This is a genomic window from Cellulomonas sp. PhB150, assembly GCF_003755175.1.
In the GTDB taxonomy this organism is placed as follows: domain Bacteria; phylum Actinomycetota; class Actinomycetes; order Actinomycetales; family Cellulomonadaceae; genus Cellulomonas.
Map to the genome: position 1 here is coordinate 52,017 of NZ_RKHX01000001.1, position 19,610 is coordinate 71,626.

Annotated in this window: 18 protein-coding genes and 1 tRNA gene; 10 read left to right on the plus strand and 9 right to left on the minus strand. The window is 73.1% G+C overall.

The features are described from left to right. Positions 1-6: 6 nt before the first annotated feature. From EDF34_RS00260 to EDF34_RS00270, 3 genes are all read left to right on the plus strand, one after another. Positions 7-816, plus strand: coding sequence for an RNA methyltransferase (locus EDF34_RS00260; protein WP_233575228.1), 810 nt, complete (start codon positions 7-9; stop codon positions 814-816). Positions 817-1,081: 265 nt separating this feature from the next. Further along, positions 1,082-1,261: a hypothetical protein gene (locus tag EDF34_RS00265; protein ID WP_148076539.1), complete on the plus strand. Its 180-nt coding sequence runs from the start codon at positions 1,082-1,084 to the stop codon at positions 1,259-1,261. A gap of 191 nt (positions 1,262-1,452) precedes the next feature. Then, a complete protein-coding gene (locus tag EDF34_RS00270; protein ID WP_123369402.1) occupies positions 1,453-1,842 on the plus strand; it encodes a PPOX class F420-dependent oxidoreductase in 390 nt (129 codons plus the stop codon). Between the two features lie 5 nt (positions 1,843-1,847). Here the strand turns inward: EDF34_RS00270 and EDF34_RS00275 are convergent, their stop codons facing one another. Then, complete coding sequence (locus EDF34_RS00275; RefSeq protein WP_123369403.1) at positions 1,848-2,309, minus strand: SRPBCC domain-containing protein; 462 nt, start codon at positions 2,307-2,309, stop codon at positions 1,848-1,850. Next, positions 2,306-2,647 carry a helix-turn-helix transcriptional regulator gene (locus EDF34_RS00280; protein WP_123369404.1) on the minus strand — a complete coding sequence of 114 codons (342 nt, stop codon included), beginning with the start codon at positions 2,645-2,647 and terminating at the stop codon, positions 2,306-2,308. Before EDF34_RS00280 ends, EDF34_RS00275 begins: the two co-directional genes overlap by 4 nt. Before the next feature lie 82 nt (positions 2,648-2,729). On the opposite strand from EDF34_RS00280, the gene EDF34_RS00285 reads away from it, so the two are divergent. After that, positions 2,730-3,140 (plus strand): hypothetical protein, encoded by a 411-nt coding sequence (locus EDF34_RS00285; protein WP_123369405.1) that lies wholly within the window; start codon positions 2,730-2,732, stop codon positions 3,138-3,140. Here the strand turns inward: EDF34_RS00285 and EDF34_RS00290 are convergent. Genes EDF34_RS00290 through EDF34_RS00300 form a run of 3 tightly spaced genes read right to left on the minus strand, consistent with a single transcriptional unit; the run spans position 3,137 to position 4,917 of the window. Next, complete coding sequence (locus EDF34_RS00290) at positions 3,137-3,703, minus strand: YbaK/EbsC family protein (protein ID WP_123369406.1); 567 nt, start codon at positions 3,701-3,703, stop codon at positions 3,137-3,139. The genes EDF34_RS00285 and EDF34_RS00290 overlap by 4 nt on opposite strands. A 10-nt stretch (positions 3,704-3,713) precedes the next feature. Further along, complete coding sequence (locus EDF34_RS00295) at positions 3,714-4,256, minus strand: YbhB/YbcL family Raf kinase inhibitor-like protein (protein ID WP_123369407.1); 543 nt, start codon at positions 4,254-4,256, stop codon at positions 3,714-3,716. A 25-nt stretch (positions 4,257-4,281) separates the two neighbouring features. After that, positions 4,282-4,917: a Pr6Pr family membrane protein gene (locus EDF34_RS00300; RefSeq protein WP_123369408.1), complete on the minus strand. Its 636-nt coding sequence runs from the start codon at positions 4,915-4,917 to the stop codon at positions 4,282-4,284. A gap of 237 nt (positions 4,918-5,154) precedes the next feature. Here EDF34_RS00300 and EDF34_RS00305 point away from each other — a divergent pair, with 237 nt between their 5' ends. Genes EDF34_RS00305 through EDF34_RS00315 form a run of 3 tightly spaced genes read left to right on the plus strand, consistent with a single transcriptional unit; the run spans position 5,155 to position 11,405 of the window. Further along, positions 5,155-5,970 carry a hypothetical protein gene (locus EDF34_RS00305; RefSeq protein WP_199737573.1) on the plus strand — a complete coding sequence of 272 codons (816 nt, stop codon included), beginning with the start codon at positions 5,155-5,157 and terminating at the stop codon, positions 5,968-5,970. A 13-nt stretch (positions 5,971-5,983) separates the two neighbouring features. Then, on the plus strand, positions 5,984-7,684 hold the full coding sequence (locus tag EDF34_RS00310) for a DNA polymerase Y family protein (protein ID WP_123369409.1): 1,701 nt from the start codon (positions 5,984-5,986) through the stop codon (positions 7,682-7,684). Continuing rightward, the gene (locus EDF34_RS00315; protein WP_123369410.1) at positions 7,677-11,405 is read left to right on the plus strand and encodes an error-prone DNA polymerase; all 3,729 of its coding nucleotides are present in this window, start codon (positions 7,677-7,679) and stop codon (positions 11,403-11,405) included. Before EDF34_RS00310 ends, EDF34_RS00315 begins: the two co-directional genes overlap by 8 nt. A gap of 6 nt (positions 11,406-11,411) precedes the next feature. On the opposite strand, the gene EDF34_RS00320 is transcribed toward EDF34_RS00315, so the two are convergent. After that, on the minus strand, positions 11,412-12,044 hold the full coding sequence (locus EDF34_RS00320) for a hypothetical protein (protein ID WP_148076541.1): 633 nt from the start codon (positions 12,042-12,044) through the stop codon (positions 11,412-11,414). A 134-nt stretch (positions 12,045-12,178) separates the two neighbouring features. On the opposite strand from EDF34_RS00320, the gene EDF34_RS00325 reads away from it, so the two are divergent. After that, entirely contained in the window at positions 12,179-13,057 is an 879-nt protein-coding gene (locus tag EDF34_RS00325) for a dihydrodipicolinate synthase family protein (RefSeq protein WP_123369412.1), read from the plus strand. On the opposite strand, the gene EDF34_RS00330 is transcribed toward EDF34_RS00325, so the two are convergent. After that, positions 13,044-14,276, minus strand: a complete 1,233-nt coding sequence (locus EDF34_RS00330; RefSeq protein WP_123369413.1) for an AI-2E family transporter — start codon at positions 14,274-14,276, stop codon at positions 13,044-13,046. The two genes, EDF34_RS00325 and EDF34_RS00330, sit on opposite strands and share 14 nt — an antisense overlap. 131 nt (positions 14,277-14,407) lie before the next feature. Between EDF34_RS00330 and EDF34_RS00335 the strand changes: the two genes are divergently transcribed. Together EDF34_RS00335 and EDF34_RS00340 are read left to right on the plus strand one after the other, a co-directional pair. Beyond that, a tRNA-Leu gene (locus tag EDF34_RS00335) sits at positions 14,408-14,490 on the plus strand. Between the two features lie 374 nt (positions 14,491-14,864). Next, positions 14,865-18,080, plus strand: coding sequence for a hypothetical protein (locus EDF34_RS00340; protein WP_123369414.1), 3,216 nt, complete (start codon positions 14,865-14,867; stop codon positions 18,078-18,080). A 148-nt stretch (positions 18,081-18,228) separates the two neighbouring features. Here EDF34_RS00340 and EDF34_RS17400 read toward each other — a convergent pair whose 3' ends face one another. Then, positions 18,229-18,705 (minus strand): hypothetical protein, encoded by a 477-nt coding sequence (locus EDF34_RS17400; RefSeq protein WP_158615020.1) that lies wholly within the window; start codon positions 18,703-18,705, stop codon positions 18,229-18,231. 383 nt (positions 18,706-19,088) lie between these two features. Next, positions 19,089-19,571 carry a MarR family winged helix-turn-helix transcriptional regulator gene (locus tag EDF34_RS00350; RefSeq protein ID WP_123369416.1) on the minus strand — a complete coding sequence of 161 codons (483 nt, stop codon included), beginning with the start codon at positions 19,569-19,571 and terminating at the stop codon, positions 19,089-19,091. Between the last annotated feature and the right edge of the window lie 39 nt (positions 19,572-19,610).

Below are 19,610 nucleotides of genomic sequence, written 5' to 3' on the forward strand. Positions count from 1 at the left end.
GTCGTGATCGAGCACATCGACGACTCCCGGGACCCGCGTCTCAGCGACTACTTCGACCTGACCGACGTCCGGCTGCGCCGCTCCCGCGAGGCCGCCGAGGGCCTGTACATGGCGGAGAGCTCGAAGGTCATCGGCCGCGCGCTCGAGCTCGGCCACCAGCCGCGCTCGCTGCTGACCACCGAGCGCTGGCTGTACACGTTCGAGGACCTCATCGCGGGCGCGGAGGGCCGGTTCGGGCCTATCCCCGTCTACGTCGGCACCTCCGAGATCGTCGAGCAGCTCACGGGCTTCAACCTGCACCGCGGCGCTCTCGCTGCGATGCACCGGCCGCCGCTGCCGTCGATGACCGACCTCGTCTCGTCCGCCCGGCGCATCGCGGTGCTCGACGGCCTCGTCGACCACACCAACGTCGGCGCCCTGTTCCGCAGCGCGGCCGCCCTGGGCATCGACGCCATCGTCCTGTCCCCGGACTGCGCCGACCCCCTCTACCGGCGCTCCGTGCGCGTCTCGATGGGCGCCGCGCTCACGCTGCCGTACACGCGCGCCACGTCCTGGGCCGCCGACCTGCAGGCGCTGCGCGCGGAGGGCTTCACGCTGGCCGCGCTGGCGCTGAGCGACGACTCGGTCGACCTGGCCGACTTCGCGGCGGACCTGCCCGAGCGCGTGGCATGGATGCTCGGGTCGGAGGGGCACGGGTTGTCGAAGACCGCGCTGGCTGCGGCCGACGTGGTCGTGCGGATCCCGATGGAGATGGGGATCGACTCGCTCAACGTCGCGGCGGCGAGCGCGGTGGCGTTCTGGGCGTCGCGAGAGTGACCCGGTGGGAGCGGCTCCGCGCTGCGTTCGCGCCGCGGGTCGAGCCTGAACCTGTGCTCCCGATGTCGCCCGCGGAGGCGCTGGCGGCGGTCGGCGACACGCTGGCCCCTGTGCGTGCAGCCGCGGGCGTGATCCTGCTCGCTCGGAAGACCTCGACAGCGTCTCGGACCTCCTCGACCGGCTCCTCCTCGATCCCGAGAACACGTTCGTCACCTACGAGACGGCCTTGGCGCTGGTCGCTCGAGGTGATGTCGATGGGCTCCGCTTGGTCGCCTCAGCGCTGGAGCGGGCGGACGAGGACTCTGCCAACTGGCTCGTGGACGCGGTGATCTGCCCGGAGTCCGAGGACGAGTGGTTGCTCACGTCGTCGCTGTTGGACGAGGCCGCCGAGGACGACGACGCGGATGTCGCCGCGGGAGCGGTGCGCCTGCGGGCCTTGATGTGAGCTCGGGCAGGGCCGGACTGGCGGCTCACCGGGGTCTACTTCCTGACCTTCTCGAACCCCGCGAGGGGACGACCCGTGTGAGCCCTTACCGTCAGGGCGGCCAACCGGTCTCGATGATGACGTCGTCGCACTGGCAGCGCAACGGGATTCGTCGCCGCGCGCTGCGCGCCGGACCTGCTTACCGTGCGTGCATGCCCCTCACCACGCGCGCCATCGGCGACGAGAGCTTCGCCTTCCTGACCACCTTCCGTCGCACCGGCGTCGGCGTCCCGACGGCCGTCTGGCTCGTCCGGGACGGCGACGCGCTGCTCGTCACGACGGCGGCGAGCACGGGCAAGGTCAAGCGGCTGCGCAACGACAGCCGCGTCGAGCTGCGTCCGTGCACGCGTTCCGGCAAGGTCGCCGACGACGCCCCCGTGCTCACCGGCACCGCGCAGGTGCGCGACGACCGGGAGATCCTCGACACCGTCACGCGCCTGATGCGCGCGAAGTACGGGCTGCAGTACCGGGTCCTCATGCTCGTCGAGAAGCTCAGCCGCAAGCAGGGCAACCGCGTGATCCTCCGCATCACGCCAGCCTGAGCGCGTCAGCCGAAGACGTGCGGCCCCTGCAGGTGCTCGACCAGCACGTCGAGCGCGCTGACCCAGCCGTCGTAGAAGCTGCCGTCGCCCACCGCGCCCTCGACGCCCTGCAGCTGGAAGGTCATCCTCGTGAGCTCACCCAGCGGCTCGATCGTGACGGTGGCGATCGGGGAGTCGTCCGGGTCGGCGCCCGGCTCGCCCCAGGTGAAGACGAGACGCTCGTGCGGCACGATCTCGCGGTAGACGCCGCCGGTGGGGTAGGCATCGCCGGTCTCGTCGTTGACCATCGTGTAGGCGTAGCGGCCGCCGACCTGCAGGTCGACCTGGACGCTGTCCCGCGGGGTCGTCGCGCCGCGGGGGTGCCACCAGTGCGCCAGCTCGTCGGGGTCGGTCCAGGCGGTCCAGAGCTCCTCCGGGGTCGCATCGATCTCGCGCGTGAGGGTGAAGCCCTTGGTCGTGTCGATCATGGTGTCGCTCCTTGTCGTCGCTTCTCGCGGATCCGTTCCTCGAGCAGGTCGAACCGCTCGTTCCACTCGGCCTTGCGCTCGGCGATCCACGCGGACGCGTCGTCGAGCCCTTCCTCCCGGATGCTGCACTGGCGCCACTGGGCGTCCACGGTCCGCTCGACGAGGCCCGCGCTCTCCAGCACGCCGAGGTGCTGGGAGACCGCCGGTCGGCTGATCGGGTAGGGCGCGGCGAGCTCGCCGACGCTGATCGGCCCGTGGGACAGGCGGGTCAGGATGTCGCGGCGCGTGGGATCGGCCAGGGCGCTGAACACCCGGCTGAGCTCGTCGGTGGCTGGCATGACACTCCGTATGTAAGGAAGTGCTTACACACTAGACCCGGCGGTGATCCGTGACAATGGCTGGCGAGGGGGTGGTGTGAGCGTGGGGGACCTGCTGGTCGTGCTCTCGTCCGTGCCGTTGTCGCTGAGCGTGCTGCTGCTGTTCAACCGGCACGGTGCGCTCGTCGACTGGAGCGGCTCCGTGGGCGCCCTGCGCGGCGTGCGCGTGCGGGGGACGTGCTTCCTCGTCGGGCTCCTCATGCTCGGCGCGGGCCTGACCCTCGGCCTGCAGCAGGGCTGGACCGCCACGTCGGGCGCTGTCGCCGGGTTCGCCGCGGGAGCCATGCTCGTCTTCGCCGCCTACCGTCCGGCGACCGTCTTCGAGGAGCAGGTGGGCCGGCGCCACCGTGCACCGAAGGTCAGGCTCGACCGCGCGGCACGCGCGAGGTCCGCGGCGGCGTTCGGGTGCAGCGCCGTGGCAGCAGTGGTGCTGATCGCGATGGCCGTCTTCTAGGCGAGGGCCAGCCCGTCGACGACCTCGACGCCGGGCATGGCCGCGAGGAGCGCGCCCGGCAGGGCGATCTTCGAGTGCCGCACGCCCGAGCCGATCACCACGATCCCGCCGGCCTCGGGGTCGTCGACCGCGACCCGCGCGTCCAGCAGCAGCCGGTAGTCCTCGGGGAGCCCGACGGGCGTGATCCCGCCGTACTCCATGCCCGACTCGGCCGTCGCGCGGTCCATCGGCAGGAACGAGCACTTGCGCACGTCGAGCAGCCGCTTGACGGTCGAGTTCACGTCGGCCCGCGTCGTGGCTCGCACCAGCGCGGCGGCGATCCTCTCGGTGCCCTCTCGTCGGCCCGCGACCAGGACGCAGTTCACCGACGCGGACGGCGGCAGGTCGAACGCCTCGGTCAGTGCGGCGGTGTCGGCCAGGTCCGGGTCGATCTGCGCGACGAGGACCTCGTCGGCCACCCGTGGCTCGCTCACGGCCCACGCGGTCAGGGCGGCCGCCGTGCTGGGGGCGACGAGGTCCAGGTGGGCGAGGGCGCGCGCCCAGGTCAGGGTCCCGAGAGTCATGCCCGGCAGGCTACCCAGCGTTCTGGTAGGTCGGCACGATCAGCCCACGGGCGATCGTGTGGAAGACGACGGCGGTGTTGGCGGCGCCCGGCATCGCGTCCTTGCTCAGGCCCAGCGAGGCCGTGTCGAGCGCGTGCACGACGAAGAAGTAGCGGTGCACCTGGTCGCGCGGCGGCGGTGCCGCACCCTTGTAGACGGGCTCGCCGTCGTCCCCGCGGAGCATGAACGAGCCCGCGGGCAGGGTGCCCCCCGGCGAGCCCGCGCCGCGCTCGAGCGAGGTGGTGTCCTTCGGCAGGTCGACGAGGGTCCAGTGCCACCAGCCGGCCGGACCGGGGGCGTCGGGGTCGTAGCAGGTGACCCAGAACGACTGGGTCTGCTCCGGGAAGCCGGACCAGCTCAGCTGCGGGGAGACGTTGTCGCCTCGGTCGGTGTTGGTGTGCTCGTCGGGCAGGCGCACGTCGTGCTGGATGTCGTCGCTGGTGACGGTGAAGGTGGGCACCGGCGGCAGCAGGTCGTACGGGTGCGGGGCGACGGGTCGGGTCAGCGAGGTCATCTGGCCATCATCGTGCGGGTCGCGCTCAGGTGCGCGACGAGTCGCTGAGGATCGCCCGGGCGGGCATCAGCCGGTCGATGCCGACCAGGACCAGCCCGAGGACGAAGAAGCCGATCCCGTAGATCACGACGTTGAGCAGGAGGCCGCCGTAGCCGATGTCCGAGACGTCGACGAACGGGTAGGGGTAGGCGCTGCCGGGGGAGAGCAGGCCGCGCACGGTCGCGAACGCGCAGTACGCCACCGGGTAGAGCAGCCACCAGGCGGCGTGCGAGACCCGCAGGCGGCGGTGGGGGACCATGAGCAGGAAGTGCACGAACGCCGCGATCGGCGTCAGGCGGTGCACGATCTGGTCGTGCGTCAGGCCCAGGGCGACGATCTCCTCGCCGGGAGGGGCCGGGTCCAGGATCAGGTACGCGACCAGGCCGGTGATGAGGATGAACAGCGTCACGGCGCCGACGAGCCACAGCGGCGGACCTGTGCGCCGGGTCAGGGCCGCGATGCCGGCCCAGGTCATGACGACCGCCAGCAGCAGGTTGGACTGGGTGGTGAAGTAGACGTAGTCGGTGAGCTCGAAGCTCAGGCCGGTGCTGGGCGCCCAGAACAGGGCGACGAACGTGATGGCCGCGAGGGCCAACCGGTACAGCCCGACGACGATCCTCATGCCCGCTCCTTGCCTCATCCGGTGCCGCGGCGCTGCGGCCTGCGTGAACGTATCCGAGCCCGCCCACACGTGCCATCGCGCGCGCCGTCGACCTCCTGCGCGGATTGACACCGGCGGTCGTGTGGGCGTCTACTGGCATACTCGAACACGTGTTCGACAAACGTGTCGAAATCGTATGAAAGCGCAGGTCAGCGCGCTGTCGCAGGCGGGAGGAGGTGTGGTGTGGGCGCGAGCACGATGAGCAGGGAGGACCGTGCCGCACTGGCCCGCGCGGCCCTCGCGCACGCGGAGCAGCGGACCGGGGCGCGCAGCGTGCTGCGGCCCGGTGGCGGGGTTCGCCCGGCCGACGAGAGGGTTGCGGCCCCTGCGGTCGAACCGGTCGAACCGGTCGCCCTGCGCGCCCCCCAGCCCGTGCGCAGCACCGCCCTGATCACCTCCGAGCGTCCGCCGCTGCCTGTGCCCGCCCAGCTCGCCGAGGTCCTGCCCGACGGGCTGCGCCGCGGGGGGACCACGGCCGTGCTCGGCTCCACGTCGCTCGTGCTGACCCTGCTCGCCCACGCGTGCGCGGGAGGGGCTTGGGCGGCGGTCGTCGGGCAGCCGACGATCGGGCTGCTGGCGGCTGCGCAGGCTGGTGTCGCGCTCGACCGGCTCGCGCTCGTGCCCCGGCCCGGTGCTGACGCGGCGGCGGTGCTCGCGGCGCTCGTCGACGGGCTCGACGTCGTGGTGGTCGGGCCGGACGTCGCCCTGGGCGAGGCTGACCGTCGCCGGCTGTCCTCCCGGGCGCGCGAGCGCGGTGCGGTCCTGCTGCCCACCGTGGCGTGGGCGGGAGCGAGCGCGGTGCTGACCGTGGAGCAGGCGCGCTGGACCGGCGTCGGCGCGGGGGACGGGCGGCTGCAGACCCACAGCCTGCGCGTGGCACGCACGGGCCGGGGGAGCGCGGCGGTGCCGCACGTCGTGGAGGTCACGCTCCCGCTGGGGGCCGCGGCTCCCGCTGTCGTCGAGACCGAGGTCGACGTCGAGCAGACCGAGCGCACGTTGCGGCTGGTCGGATGAGGCGGCTGGTCGGATGAGCACACGAACCACGGTGCTGTGGGTGCCGGACTGGCCGGTCGTCGCGGCGGCGGCGGCCGACGAGGTGCCCGGCCACCTGCCCGTCGCCGTGCACGACGGGCAGCGGGTCACGGCCGTCTCCGCCCTGGCACGCGTCGAGGGCGTGCGCCGCGGCATGCGCAGGCGCCAGGCGCAGGGAGCCTGCCCGGAGCTCGTCCTGCTCGCGGCCGACGACGCACGCGACGTGCGGATGTTCGAGCCGGTGGCGGTGGCAGCCGAGAGCGTGGTGGCGGGCATCGAGGTGGTGCGCGCGGGGATGCTGCTGCTGCCCGCGGGCGGGGCCAGCCGGTACCACGGGTCCGAGGAGGCGCTCGCGGAGCGGCTCGTCGATGCCGTGGCGGCCGGGTCTGGCCACGAGTGCGGGGTGGGCACGGCCGACGGGATGCTCGCGGCCGTCCTCGCGGCCCGCACCGGCGCCCACGTGCCACCGGGGCGCTCGGCCGCGTTCCTCGCCGAGCGGAGCGTGGCCGAGCTGGTGCACGCGACGGTCACCGACGAGGTCGCCGCCGAGGTGGGTGACCTCGTCGACCTGCTGGGCCGGCTCGGCCTGCGCACGCTTGGCCGCCTCGCCGCCCTGCCCGCCGCCGACGTGCACGCCCGCTTCGGTCGGCTCGGGGCGTGGGCGCACCTGCTCGCGTGCGGCGACGACGAGCGGCCGCCCGCACGTCGTCGGCCCGAGGCGGACCTGGAGGTCTCCGCCGAGCTCGAACCACCGGTGGACCGCGTCGACACCGCGACCTTCGCCGGTCGCCGCCTCGCCGAGGACCTGCACGCGATGCTCGTGCAGCGCTCGGTGACGTGCGGACGCCTGCAGATCGCGGCTCGCACCGACGAGGGCGAGGACCTGGTGCGCACGTGGCGCACCGATCTCGGCGGCTGGGGCGGGCTGACCCCCGCGCGCATCACCGACCGCATCCGCTGGCAGCTCGAGGGCTGGCTCACCGCGTCGGCCGTCACCACCGCCCGCGGGCTGGCCGCCGACGCCCGCACCGCCGGGGTCCGTCGCCCTCGTGACGACTGGCCGGTCGACGACCCCGGACCCGACCACGACCTGCCCGGAGTCGCCCTGGTCCGGCTCGCCGTGACCGCGCTCGACGTCGCACCCGCGGGAGCCGAGCAGGGGCGGCTGTGGGGCGGCCCGTCGGGCGGCGACCTGCGCGCGCACCGGGCGCTCGACCGCGTGCAGGGCCTCGTCGGTGGCTCGGGGCTGCTCACCGCGACCCTGCAGGGCGGGCGCGACGTGCGCGACCAGGTGTACCTGCGCCCGTGGGGGGAGCAGACCACCCCGCCGCGCCCGATGGACCGGCCGTGGCCGGGGCGGCTGCCCGACCCCGCACCCGCGACGGTGCTCACCGCACCGCGGCGGGTGGAGGTGCGCGACACCGAACGGCTGCCCGTCGGGCTGGACGTGCGGACCGGGATGAGCGCGGAGCCCGCCTGGGTGCGGGTGCTGCCCGACGAGGACGGCGGGGCAGGCGACCCCCGCCCGCGCAAGGTCACCGGGTGGGCCGGACCGTGGCTGCTCGGCGAGCGCTGGTGGACGGGCGATGTCGCACCGACCCTGCGCGCGCACGTGCAGGTCACGTTCGACGAGGGACCCGCGATGCTGCTCGCCTGCACCCCGGCGGGGTGGACGTGCGAGGCGACCTATGACTAGCTCCCGCGTGAACCTGGCCCCGCGGTACGCCGAGCTGCACGCGCACTCCGCCTTCAGCTTCCTGGACGGCGCGAGCCAGCCCGAGGAGCTCGCCGCCGAGGCCGCCCGCCTGGGCCAGCGCGCGCTCGCCCTCACGGACCACGACGGCCTGTACGGCGTGGTCCGCTTCTCCCAGGCCGCCAAGGCCGTGGGCCTGCCGACCGTGTTCGGCGCCGAGCTGCACCTGCCGGCCCCGGACGGCCGCCGCCACTCCCGGGAACGCACCCGCGCCACGCCCGGGCTCGCGGTCCTCGACGCACCCACGGGCGTGCCCGACCCGCGCGCCTCCCACCTGCTCGTCCTGGCGCGCGGTCCGGCGGGCTACCGGGCGCTGTCGCGCGCCATCGCCGAGGCCCACCTGCGCACCGGGCGCAAGGGCACGGCGGACTACCGGCTCGAGGAGCTCGCGGCGACCGCCGACGGGCAGTGGCTCGTGCTGACCGGGTGCCGCAAGGGCACGGTCCGGCGCGCGCTCGCGGGCGGCGACCCCTCCGGCGGCACCGGTGTGGCGCCGGGTGGGTTCGACGACGCGCGGCGCGAGCTCGACCGGCTGGTGGCGCTGTTCGGGCGGGACAACGTGGCGGTCGAGGTCACCGCGTCCGGCGACCCCTACGACTCCGAGCGGGCCGACGCCCTCGCCGCGCTCGCGGCCGCGACGGACCTGCCGCTGGTCGCCACCGGCAACGTCCACTACGCCACCCCGCGCGACGCCGACCTCGCGCACGCGCTGGCGGCCGTGCGCGCCCGCTCGTCGCTGGAGGACCTCGACGGCTGGCTGCCCGGTGGCCCGGTCGCGCACCTGCGCTCGGCCGCGGAGATGCTCACGCTGCACCGCCGGCACCCGCAGGCCGTCCTGACGGCGGCCGACCTGGCCGACGAGTGCGCGTTCGACCTGTCCCTCGTCGCCCCCGAGCTGCCGCCCTACCCCGTGCCCGACGGGCACACCGAGGCGAGCTGGCTGCGCGAGCTCGTGCGTCAGGGCGCGCTCGAGCTGTACGGACCGCCCGAGGCGGAGCGCATCCCCGGCGCGTACGCGCAGCTCGAGCACGAGCTGCGTGTCATCGAGAACCTGCACTTCCCGGGGTACTTCCTGGTGGTCTACGACCTGGTCGCCTTCTGCCGGCGCAACGGGATCCTCGCGCAGGGCCGCGGCTCCGCGGCCAACTCGGCGGTCTGCTACGCGCTGCGGGTCACCGCGGTCGACGCCGTACGGCACGGGCTGCTGTTCGAGCGGTTCCTCGCCCCCGAGCGCGACGGGCCGCCGGACATCGACGTCGACATCGAGTCCGCCCGCCGCGAGGAGGTCATCCAGTACGTCTACGAGAAGCACGGCCGCTCCCACGCCGCGCAGGTGGCCAACGTCATCTCCTACCGGCCGCGGTCGGCGATCCGCGACGCCGCCCGGGCACTCGGGTTCGACGCGGGGCAGCAGGACGCGTGGGCGTCGTCGATCGAGCGGTGGGGGAGCCTGCGGCCGTCGGTCGCGCCGGCTCCGCCGGTGGTGGTGGAGCAGCCGTCGACGCCCGCCCGTGCGCGTGGGCAGGCCGGCCGTGCGCCGCGCCCGCACGTCGGGCACGTCGACCCGTGGCCCCTCGCGCGGCTCTCCGCCCCCGTCGTCGTCGACCCGGTGTCCGACCCGGTCCGGACCGCGCGGATGGAGCGCAACGACGCCCGAGCGGCCATGTGGGGCGAGGACCGCGCACCGGCAGTGCCCGGCCGGCTGCAGCGCGAGCCCACGTCCCCGACCCGCTCGCCGCGTGAGCCCTTGCCGCCGAGCCGCTCGCCGCGCGGCACCGAGGTCGCGGGACTCGCGACGGCGGACGGCCACGACGTGGTCCCCGCGGTGCGCCCGCCCGCCGCGAGCGAGCTGGACGAGATCCCCGAGCAGGTCCTCGACCTGGCCGAACGCTTCCTGCGCCTGCCGCGGCACCTGGGCATCCACTCGGGCGGCATGGTGATGTGCGACCGCCCGGTCATCGAGGTGTGCCCGGTGGAGTGGGCGCGGATGCCCGGCCGCACGGTGCTGCAGTGGGACAAGGAGGACTGCGCGGACGCCGGGCTGGTGAAGTTCGACCTGCTCGGGCTGGGCATGCTGACCGCGCTGCGGATCGGGTTCGGGTTCGTCCGCGAGCACGAGGGCCGCGAGCTCGACCTGCACGCGCTGCCCGACGAGGACCCGGGCGTGTACGAGCTGCTCAGCGCAGCGGACACCGTCGGGGTGTTCCAGGTGGAGTCGCGCGCGCAGATGGGCACGCTGCCGCGGCTGCGCCCCAAGACGTTCTACGACATCGTCATCGAGGTCGCCCTGATCCGCCCCGGCCCCATCCAGGGCGGCTCGGTCCACCCGTACATCGAGCGCGCGCACGGCCGGCAGGAGGTCACCTACCTGCACCCGCTGCTGAAGAGCTCGCTGCACAAGACGCTCGGGGTGCCGCTGTTCCAGGAACAGCTCATGCAGATGGCGATCGACGTGGCCGGGTTCACGGGCGCGGAGGCCGACCAGCTGCGCCGGGCGATGGGCTCCAAGCGCTCGACCGAGCGGATGTACGCGCTCAAGGACCGGCTGATGGCGGGGATGGCCCGCAACGGGGTGACCCCGGAGATCGGCGAGCAGATCTTCGACAAGCTCAAGGCGTTCGCCGACTTCGGCTTCCCCGAGTCGCACGCGTACTCGTTCGCCTACCTGGTCTACGCGAGCGCGTGGCTGAAGGTCTACCACCCGGCCGCCTTCTACGCGGGGCTGCTGGCGGCGCAGCCGATGGGGTTCTACTCGCCGCAGAGCCTGGCCGCGGACGCGCGCCGGCACGGCCTGGAGGTGCTGCGCCCGGACGTGCAGCTCTCCGCCGTGCAGGCGCGCGTCGAGCGGCTCGGCCCCACGCCGGACGGGGGAGAGCCGGTGCTGGTGCCCGCCCCCAGCGGCACCGGCCCCGCGGTCCCCGCCGGTGTCCGGACGAGCGAGGCGACGAGCAGGCCGCGGGCACTGGCCGTCCGGATGGGTCTGGTGGCGGTCCGCACGATCGGCGAGGAGCTGGCGCAGCGGATCGTCGACGAGCGGACCGCACGCGGGCCGTTCGCCGACCAGCGGGACCTGGCGCGGCGGGTGCAGCTGACCACCGCTCAGCTCGAGGCTCTGGCGACGGCCGGAGCGCTGGACGGCCTGGGCATCAGCCGACGCGAGGGGCTGTGGGCCGCGGGAGCGCTCGCCCAGGAGGGGCCAGACACGCTCCCGGGCGTGAGCGTCGGCGTGCAGGCGCCGATGCTGCCGGGGTTCAGCGACGTCGAGACCGCGACCGCGGACGTGTGGGCCACCGGTGTGTCGGTGGACTCCTACCCGACGCAGTTCGTGCGCGACCGGCTCGACGAGGCGGGGGTCCTGCGCGTCGAGCAGGCATTCCGCCACGAGGAGGGGCGCCGGGTGGCGGTGGCGGGCGTCGTCACCCACCGGCAGCGCCCCGGCACGGCAGGGGGCATCACGTTCCTGTCCCTCGAGGACGAGACCGGCCTGCTCAACGTCATCTGCTCCGCAGGGCTGTGGAGCAAGTTCCGCGTGGTGGCCCGCACGTCGAAGGCCCTCGTCGTGCGCGGCCGCCTGGAACGCGCCGACGGTGCCACCAACCTGGTGGCCGAGCACCTCTCGCCGCTGTCCCTCAAGGTGCGCAGCTCGTCGCGCGACTTCCGGTAGCCGCGGTCAGCGCCGGGGCAGGTAGCCGCCGATCATCGCCTTGACCCACGCACGCTTCGCGGCACCCGAGCACGACGAGGTGTAGCCGGTCCACCGAGCGCCGAACGAGCGTGCGACGCAGTCGGCGACCTTCTCCTGGCTGTTCGTGCCGAAGGTCGGCGCGAGCCTGCGCCCCAGCTGCGCCCAGGTGAGGTGGTGCGTGCGCATCAGCCGACCCTGGTAGATGTGCGCGATCTCGTGCCGCACGACGTCCCGCGCGAGCGCCGGCCTGCCGGAGAGCCGGCGCGAGTTCAGCAGGACGGTCGAGGTGCTCCCGATCCGGACGCCACCCAGGTGGGAGCCCAGGTCAGGGTCGTCCCAGACGATGTGCACCCCGGCGGAACCGGGCAGCGCGTGCAGCGTGCGCAGCGCGGTGACACCGCCCTTGCCCGCAGCCCTGCGTGCCCCCTTGACCTGCGCCGCGGTGGGCTTCGCCGCCTTCGCCGTCGGCCGGACCGCGGCGTTCCGAGCTGACGTCGACGCCCCAGCGCCTGCGGCGGCGGCGGGGTCGGCCAGGCCGAGCGACACGACCAGCGCGAGGCAGACGGCGCCGAGCACGAGCGGGCGGCGGACGGGGGAGGTACGGCGGAGAGGGGCCACGGGAGCTCCAGACAGAGGCGGCGGACTCAGGCGCCCCTCTGATCGACCGGATCCACCGCGCGATGAGCCACCGCCGCCCCGTACCCGCCCGGACATGTCGTCGGCCGACGACCGCGCCGCTCTAACCTGGGCAGATGGTCGGACCCCTCGTCGCATACCTGCCCACGCCCCGGACCGAGGACGGGCAGGTCGCACCCGGTCCGCTCCAGGTGCTCGTCGACCGTGCCGTCACGGCAGGCGTCGACGGGCTCGCCGTCCTCGGGTCGGCCGGCGGGTTCGCCTACCTCGACCGTGCCCAGCGCGAGCGCGTCGTGCGAGCGGCGGCAGAAGCCGTCGACGGGCGCGTCCCGCTGCTCGCCGGGATCGGCGCGCTCACGACGGCCGCCGTCCTCGAGCACTCGTCGGACGCCTCCGCCGCCGGCGCGGACGCGCTCCTGCTCGGCACGACCGCCTACCTCCCGCTCACGCCCGACGAGGTCGTCGGCCTGTTCCGCGAGGTCGCGGGCACGGCGGAGCGGCCGGTGTGGATCTACCACAACCCCCGCACGACGGGCGTGGAGATCGACGTCCAGACGCTCGCCCGCATCGCCCACCTGCCCGGCATCGGTGGCACGAAGGACCGCGGCACCGATGCTGCTGACGTCCGCCGTCGCTACGCCGCCCTCTCCGCCTCCGTGCCCGCGCACGTCGAGATCGGCTTCAGCGGCGACCTGCTCGGGGTCCACGGGCTGCTCGCCGGCGCGCGCACCTGGCACTGCGGGCTCGCGGGGCTCCTCCCCGAGCCGTTCGTGGCCGCGGCCGCCGCGGCGGTCGCCGGCGACTCAGCAGCGGCGACGGCGCAGCTCGAGGCGATCCGGCCGTGGCTGGAGCTGTCCCAGCAGTGGGGGATCGCCCGCCTCGCGCCGTTCGTCGGCCGCGCACGAGGCATCGACCTCGGCACCGTGCCGCGGCCCCTGCTCGAGCCGCCGGCGTCCGTGCTCGACGAGGTGGAGCGGCTGCTCAGCGCGCCTTGACCGGCTCGTCGTCGTCGATCTGGGGCTCGTCGTCGTCGGGCTCCACGTCGTCGTCCGCCTCGTCGACCGACATGGGCGGGTCGACGGTCCGCAGCCGCGAGAAGATCGCCCAGAACACGGCCACCAGCGGCACCGCGATGACGGCGCCCAGCAGACCGCCGGTCAGGGTTCCGGCAGTCACGACGAGCGCGATCACGACGGGGTGGATCGAGACCTGCTTGCCCATGATGAACGGCTGCAGGATGTGTCCCTCGAACTGACCGATCAGCGCGATGCCGATGCCGACGAACACCGCCGACCACAGCCCGTTCGCGGCCAGCGCGACGATCATCGCGACCACCATCGCGGTCGGTGCGCCGACCAGCGGGACGAACGCACCGATGAACACGAGCACCGCGAGGGGCGCAGCGAGCGGCACGCCCAGGATCAGCAGGAGGATGAAGGCCAGCGCGCCGTCCGTCAGGGCGATCAGGACGGTGCCGCGCGTGTACCCGGAGAACGTGTACCAGCCGGCCCCGCCGGCGATCTGCCAGGTCTCGCGGTGACGGGCGGGCAGCTGGTTGAGGAACCAGGTCCACATCTCCTTGCCGCGCGCCAGGAAGAACACCGTGCAGAAGATCGCGAGCGCCAGGGCGGTGAAGATCTCGACGACCGAGCCGGCCCGGGACGCAGCCTGCGTGGCCAGCTCACCGGCGTGGTCCTGCAGCCACTGCTGCCCGGAGTCGATCCACTTGACGATCTGGTCGTTGGTGATCGTGAACGGCAGCTTGCCGCTCTCGAGGAAGTCGGTGATCTGGGTGATGCCGGTGCTGAACTGCTTCGACAGGTCGTCCCACTGGTCGACGATCGAGTAGCCCACGTAGGTGAGCAGGCCGAGGAAGAACACGATCCCGGACATCAGCCCGAGCCCCGTGGCCAGCCCGCGCGGCATGGCCTTGGAGAGCCAGTCCACCAGCGGGCGCAGCACGGCGGTGAACACGCACGCGAGGAACAGCGCCACGAAGAGCAGCAGCACGTGCCAGACCGCGTAGAAGACGATGCAGATGGCGAGCACGACCAGGATCAGCCGCCACGAGACACCGGCGAGTGATCTCAGCCACCGTGGAGCGGTGTGGTCGTCGATGCCGAGGGCGTTGGGATTGCGCCGCGCGCCCGCCACCTTCCGCGCCGGTGGGGCGACGTATGCCCTGGCCGGACGGTCATTGGCGGCGTCGGTCATCGAACTCCTCAGTCTGGTGCGCGGGTGCTCCGGCCAGTCTGCACCGGGTGACCGATGCGTGCCTGGCAGCCGCGCCGTGCTATCTTTTCTGCCGCACCTCAGGGGGCCTTCGGGCCTCCGGTGGTCCACCTGTCCGGGTGGCGGAATGGCAGACGCGCTAGCTTGAGGTGCTAGTGCCCTAACGGGCGTGGGGGTTCAAGTCCCCCTCCGGACACTCGTTGAGACAGCGACGACGAAGGCCCCCGATCCCGCCGATCGGGGGCCTTCGTCGTGCTCGCGGGGACCCTTCACGAGCCGGACGGGTTCGTGGGACCGCAGCCCGTGGCGCGCGCAACGCCGACACTCCGGAGATGAGCGCGTGACGCTTGTCAGGGCTGCGCGCGGCGGTTCCGGCGATCTTCAGCGACGCATGGCATCCGAGGCCAGTGCACGCGCCTCTCACGTCCCTGCGTGAGCTGCCGACTGGTGCAGTCTTCTGCCGTGCGGGTGAGATTGCAGTAGCGCGCTTGGCCGACTCAGTTGCGCTCGGCTACGATCCCGCTGCCGTCGACGCACCAGCAGGACGGGCCCCGTCTCCTGGAGCAGCACATGCGCGCGTCGCAGCGCCCTTCTCGGCCTTGTGCCGCGGCCGTTTCCCTCGTCCTCGTCGTCGGCGCGCTCACGGCCGCCACGGCCACCGCGGCGCAGAGTGCGGCAGCCGACCCCATCGACCAGGGGGACCTGTACCCGCTCGTCGTGCCCGGGACTGTCGGCGTGAGCGAGGTTGCCTACGCCGACGACTCGATGTTCGTCGACTCGGACGACCCCCGCCTGCCGGCCGGGTCGGTCTACGAGGTGCGGGACACCGCGACGGGGACGCTGCTGCGGACGATCCCGCGCGACCCTGCCGACCCGTACGAGCAAGGAGTGGCGTTCCGGCACGGCGTAGTCGTGCACTGGGACGAGACGCACGCGACCGCCGACGACCTACGCACCGGCGAGCGGCTGTGGTCACTGACCGCCCCCGGTGGCGAGACGATCCGCTTCGTGCGCGACGACGGCGTCGTCACGTCGGCCGGCGGCCAGGTGCACGTCGTCACGCCGGATGGCGCCGACATCGTCGTGACGGACGGCACGTCGGCGCGACCCATCGAGACGGACGTACACCCCGTCGAGGTGCGCACGCCCGACGGCGACGAGCTCGTGCTCGATTCGGGCTCGGCCACCTGGACGGTCGACCCGGACACAGGTGTGGCGACCAAGGTCACCACCGTGAACCTGTTCCAGCCTGTCGTGCGCGACGGCGTCCTGTACGGGAGTGCCGCGCTGGGGCCCGCGACGTTGGCGCAGTGCCCGCTCGACGGCTCGGGCTGCACCTTCGCCTCGAGGGCCCCGGGCGACACGGACTCCTGGTTCGACGTGCTCGGCGCCGGGAAGATCGTCGAGATCCGCTCGCCCAACGGCTCGGCGCGCCAGGTTCGCCTGCTTACGCTCGCGGACGGCGCGCTGTCCCACCCGACCGACTGGGTGACGTTGGCCGGCGTGCGGATCACGCCGTCCGGCACGCTCGTCGTGTCCCGCGACGACGGCAACGGTGGAACCTACGCGACGACGACCGACCTGAGCACCGTCACCGACCTCGTCCGTGTGGCGTCGCCTACGGTGCTCGCGAGCGCGACGTGGCTCGGCAGCGACGATGTCCTCGTCGTCCAAGACGCAGGCGCCGCGCCAGGCCCGTACCTGTGGGCGCGTGGCTGGGGCGCCGGGTACGCGTTCGCGCCAAGCTGGGGTGGCCAGACCCTCGACGGGACTCTGACCGCGGTCGCGGGCCAGGTGGTCGAGACCACGGTGACGAGCTACCGCACGACGACCGCGACGTTGACCTGGCCGGGCGGCTCCCGCTCGTTCGACACCTCGTTCTGGGACCTTGGCCTGGAGGCGGACGGCCGCTATTGGGTGCGTGGCGTGCTCGGCCCGGAAGGGGGCGTCGATTTCCTCGACGTGTCCGACGCCCGCACGGGCGACCTCGTGCGTCGGATCGCCTGGGACCAGCGCGACGAGATCGTCGTGACGGACGGTGCCTGGTGGGCTGGGCCTGACGCGAGCGGCGTGCTGCGGCGCTACAGTCTGGCGACGGGCGCGCAGACCGGGACGCTGGCGTCCGGGCTGACGTGCTTGCCGAGCGTGCGCCATGAGCTCACGGTGGCCGGGCGCTGGCTGCTGGTCACGTGTGGCACCGAGAACGCGGCCGTGGTGGACACCGACGGCGTGTACCGCCCGTGGCGCCTGCCCACCAGCGTGACGAGCCTCGCCGACCTGCGGCTGGGCGACGGCTTCGTCGTCGGCACGCGCAGCGACCATGCGGGTCACGCAGCCGTGGAGCTGACTTCCGTGGTCGACCCCGCACAGCACCGCATCTACGGCCCCGTGCGGTCGCAGGCATCGGTGCTCGGGACCCGCCGGGTCCGGTACACCGACGACCACGACCGGGCCCGCGTCGTGACCCCGACATGGCTTCCAGCTCCGGTGGCGGCGACCGATCGCACCGCCCCGACGGTCACGACACCGCGCGTACCGGCGCTGTCCGCCACGACGAGCATCACCGCAACGTGGACTGGGGTCGACCCAGTCGATCCGACCGATCGCTTCCTGCCGTCCGGCGTGGCCGCCTACGACGTCCAGCACCAGGTCGCCGCGCGCGGCGCGAGCCTGGGTGCCTGGTCGGCGCCCGTGCGCGTCGCGACCAACCGCACGACGGTGAGCGTGCCAGCCGGCGGCCGCGTGTGCGTGCGCGTCCGAGCGATCGACCGCGTCGGCACCGTCGGCGCGTGGAGCGCGGCGGGCTGCGGCGCGGTCGACGGCACCGCCCCGCGCGCGTCGATGTCCGAGCCGCTGTCAGCCCTGGCCCTGGCCCGGGACGGCCGGGCGGCCATCAGAGCGCTGTACAGCGGCACCGACGATGTCGCGGTCGCCTCCTACGACGTGCGCTACACGGCCACCCCGCCCGGGTCGGCTACGGGACCTTGGGTGTACCCGGGGTCCTGGCAGGCGACCACCGCGGCGAACCGCACGTTGAGCGTCGCGGCGGGCCGCAGAGCGTGCTTCGCCGTCCGGGCGCGTGACGCCGCCGGTAACGTGGGCGCGTGGTCTCCGAGCCGGTGCACCTATGTGGACGGCGAGGCGCCGCGCTTCACGACTGCCACCGCCTCGCCGCGGTTCGCGGCGAGCGCGACCGCGGGCACGGTGACGTTCCGCTACCGGGCCGCCGACGACGACCGGGTCTCCACCTACGACGTGCAGTACCGAACCGCATCCAAAGACAGCGCCCTCGGCGACTGGCACTGGCTGCCCGGCGGCCGGCTGACCACGGACACCACGGCGCACAGGGCGATCACGCCTGGCCACGAGCTGTGCTTCCGGGCGCGCGCCCGCGACTACGCCGGCCACACGAGCGCCTGGACCGGCTCGCACTGCGGCAACGTCGACCGCTCCGCGACATCGCTCACGCGCAGCGGGGGAGCCCGCGTCGCCTGGGACTCCACCGAGACCCACCGGGTCGTGCTCCTGGGCGGTACGGCCGCCAAGGCCGCCGCGCCGCACGCCGTGGCGGGCCACGCCGTCTCATTCGTGGCGCGGACCGGCCCGGGCCAGGGCACGGTCAAGGTCTACGCGGGCAAGCACGTCATCGGCTCGGTCACACTCACCTCGCGGACGAGCGGCTGGAAGCGGTTCACCGTCAGGCCGTCGCAGACGTTCAGCGGAACGGTCGCCTTCCGTACCACGGGCCGCACGGTGCAGATCCGGGGCTGGTCTGTCGCCCGCTGACGGCCCGCCGGGGGGCGGTGTCCTGACATCCGCCACCGCCAAAGGCGGCAGGATCAGCGTCCGCTGAGGTCGCGCAGACGCTGTGGACTCATCGACACAGCCACAATGAACGCCCCGATCTGCCGATCGCGACACGGGCGCGCCCGGTTCAATCGAAGGTGAGCGTGCGTAGCACGTCGTATGCAGCCGAGCTGCCAAGCGCGCCAGCGGGCGCGATGGCACTCACGACCGCAACGGTGTCGCCTTCAGGGCTGTGGGTCGCGACAATCAGTCCGTCACACTCGCCGCGGACCCCGTTCGGGTCCGTGAAGTGGAACTGAATCGCCGCCGCGTCGGGGGCGCTCGTCCACGACACTGGACCACGGACGAGGTCTCGTGCGACCCCTGTCCAAGCTCGGCTCGCCCCATCGAGTGCGATTCCGACCGCGGTCGCGTTCGCTTTGGGCTGTGCACCAACGCTCATGAACACAACCGGGTTGGGGTCGTCGTCTTCGAACAAACGAACAACGGTCGCATGGTCGTGTTCCTGGCGGTCACTGTGCCAGCCCCTGGGGAGAGCAAGGGTCACGCCCTCGACAGTGACGGGTGTGCTGTCCGCAGGTGGCGCGAGCGGTTCGACGGTCATCGCCGCATCGTCACGCGAACTGGGTGCCGGCGTGTCGTCCTGGGTGCATCCGGTCGAAGTCATCGCCAGGACCACGCCGAGCACCACCGCGATACGTCTTCGCACTTCGTTCCCCTGCCGCCGTGTGAGTTCCTCCCTCATCGGCAACCGAGCTGAGTCAGTTGAGCCCATGCTGCCGTCGCGACATTCGGCCATCTCCGGAGAGCTTGCGCGTCGCGCGGTGCGATCGCACCGAGAAGCTGCGCCCCAAGAGTCGCGGCCTACGCGCTCTGCGTGAATCGACGGTGCGCGGAACCGCACGAAACCCGTCCCCGACGGACTGTCGAGGCGTGATCGACTACTTGCCCGTACGTCCTGCTCAAGAGCACGCCGGTGTCGCCTCGTCATCGACCGTGGTTCGACGACGGCCTCCAGCCGTCGTCGGCTCGGATCGCCGTCGTGATCCGTCGACTGATGTCATGGAGCTGGCGGTGCTGGGCCTGGGTCAAGGGGGCGAAGACCAGCTGGTTGACGGTGTCGACGTGGCCAGGGGCGGCTTGATCGACCTTCCGCACCCCGGCACCTGTCAACGTGGCGAGCGTGTAGCGCCCGTCGGTCGGGTCCGGCGCCCGCCGTACCCAGTCCTTCGCCTCCAGGCGCGTCACCGCGCGTGAGAGCCGGGACAGGGAGCTGTTCGAGTAGCCGGCCAAGGTGCTCATCCGCAGCGTGCGATCGTCGGCGGTGGCGAGAGCGAACATCACGCCGTACTCGAAGTGCGTCAGGTCGGCGTCGCGCTGCAGCTGCGCGTCGAGGGCGGCCGGCAGCCACTCGAGGAGCGTGGCCAGGGCCGACCATGTCTCGAGGTCGTCGTCGTTGAGGCGTGACATGCCTGCAGGGTAGCGCGATTGACTTGACTGGGAAAGTGA

Excerpts from the sequence above, each read along its gene's own strand:
- EDF34_RS00300 (WP_123369408.1), bottom strand. The coding sequence starts at position 4,917 with ATGAGGATCGTCGTCGGGCTGTACCGGTTGGCCCTCGCGGCCATCACG.
- EDF34_RS00290 (WP_123369406.1), bottom strand. The coding sequence starts at position 3,703 with ATGACTCTCGGGACCCTGACCTGGGCGCGCGCCCTCGCCCACCTGGAC.
- EDF34_RS00330 (WP_123369413.1), bottom strand. The coding sequence starts at position 14,276 with ATGACCGACGCCGCCAATGACCGTCCGGCCAGGGCATACGTCGCCCCA.
- EDF34_RS00325 (WP_123369412.1), top strand. The coding sequence starts at position 12,179 with ATGGTCGGACCCCTCGTCGCATACCTGCCCACGCCCCGGACCGAGGAC.
- EDF34_RS00295 (WP_123369407.1), bottom strand. The coding sequence starts at position 4,256 with ATGACCTCGCTGACCCGACCCGTCGCCCCGCACCCGTACGACCTGCTG.
- EDF34_RS00350 (WP_123369416.1), bottom strand. The coding sequence starts at position 19,571 with ATGTCACGCCTCAACGACGACGACCTCGAGACATGGTCGGCCCTGGCC.
- EDF34_RS00305 (WP_199737573.1), top strand. The coding sequence starts at position 5,155 with ATGAGCAGGGAGGACCGTGCCGCACTGGCCCGCGCGGCCCTCGCGCAC.
- EDF34_RS17400 (WP_158615020.1), bottom strand. The coding sequence starts at position 18,705 with ATGACCGTCGAACCGCTCGCGCCACCTGCGGACAGCACACCCGTCACT.
- EDF34_RS00310 (WP_123369409.1), top strand. The coding sequence starts at position 5,984 with ATGAGCACACGAACCACGGTGCTGTGGGTGCCGGACTGGCCGGTCGTC.
- EDF34_RS00270 (WP_123369402.1), top strand. The coding sequence starts at position 1,453 with ATGCCCCTCACCACGCGCGCCATCGGCGACGAGAGCTTCGCCTTCCTG.
- EDF34_RS00275 (WP_123369403.1), bottom strand. The coding sequence starts at position 2,309 with ATGATCGACACGACCAAGGGCTTCACCCTCACGCGCGAGATCGATGCG.
- EDF34_RS00315 (WP_123369410.1), top strand. The coding sequence starts at position 7,677 with ATGACTAGCTCCCGCGTGAACCTGGCCCCGCGGTACGCCGAGCTGCAC.
- EDF34_RS00340 (WP_123369414.1), top strand. The coding sequence starts at position 14,865 with ATGCGCGCGTCGCAGCGCCCTTCTCGGCCTTGTGCCGCGGCCGTTTCC.
- EDF34_RS00280 (WP_123369404.1), bottom strand. The coding sequence starts at position 2,647 with ATGCCAGCCACCGACGAGCTCAGCCGGGTGTTCAGCGCCCTGGCCGAT.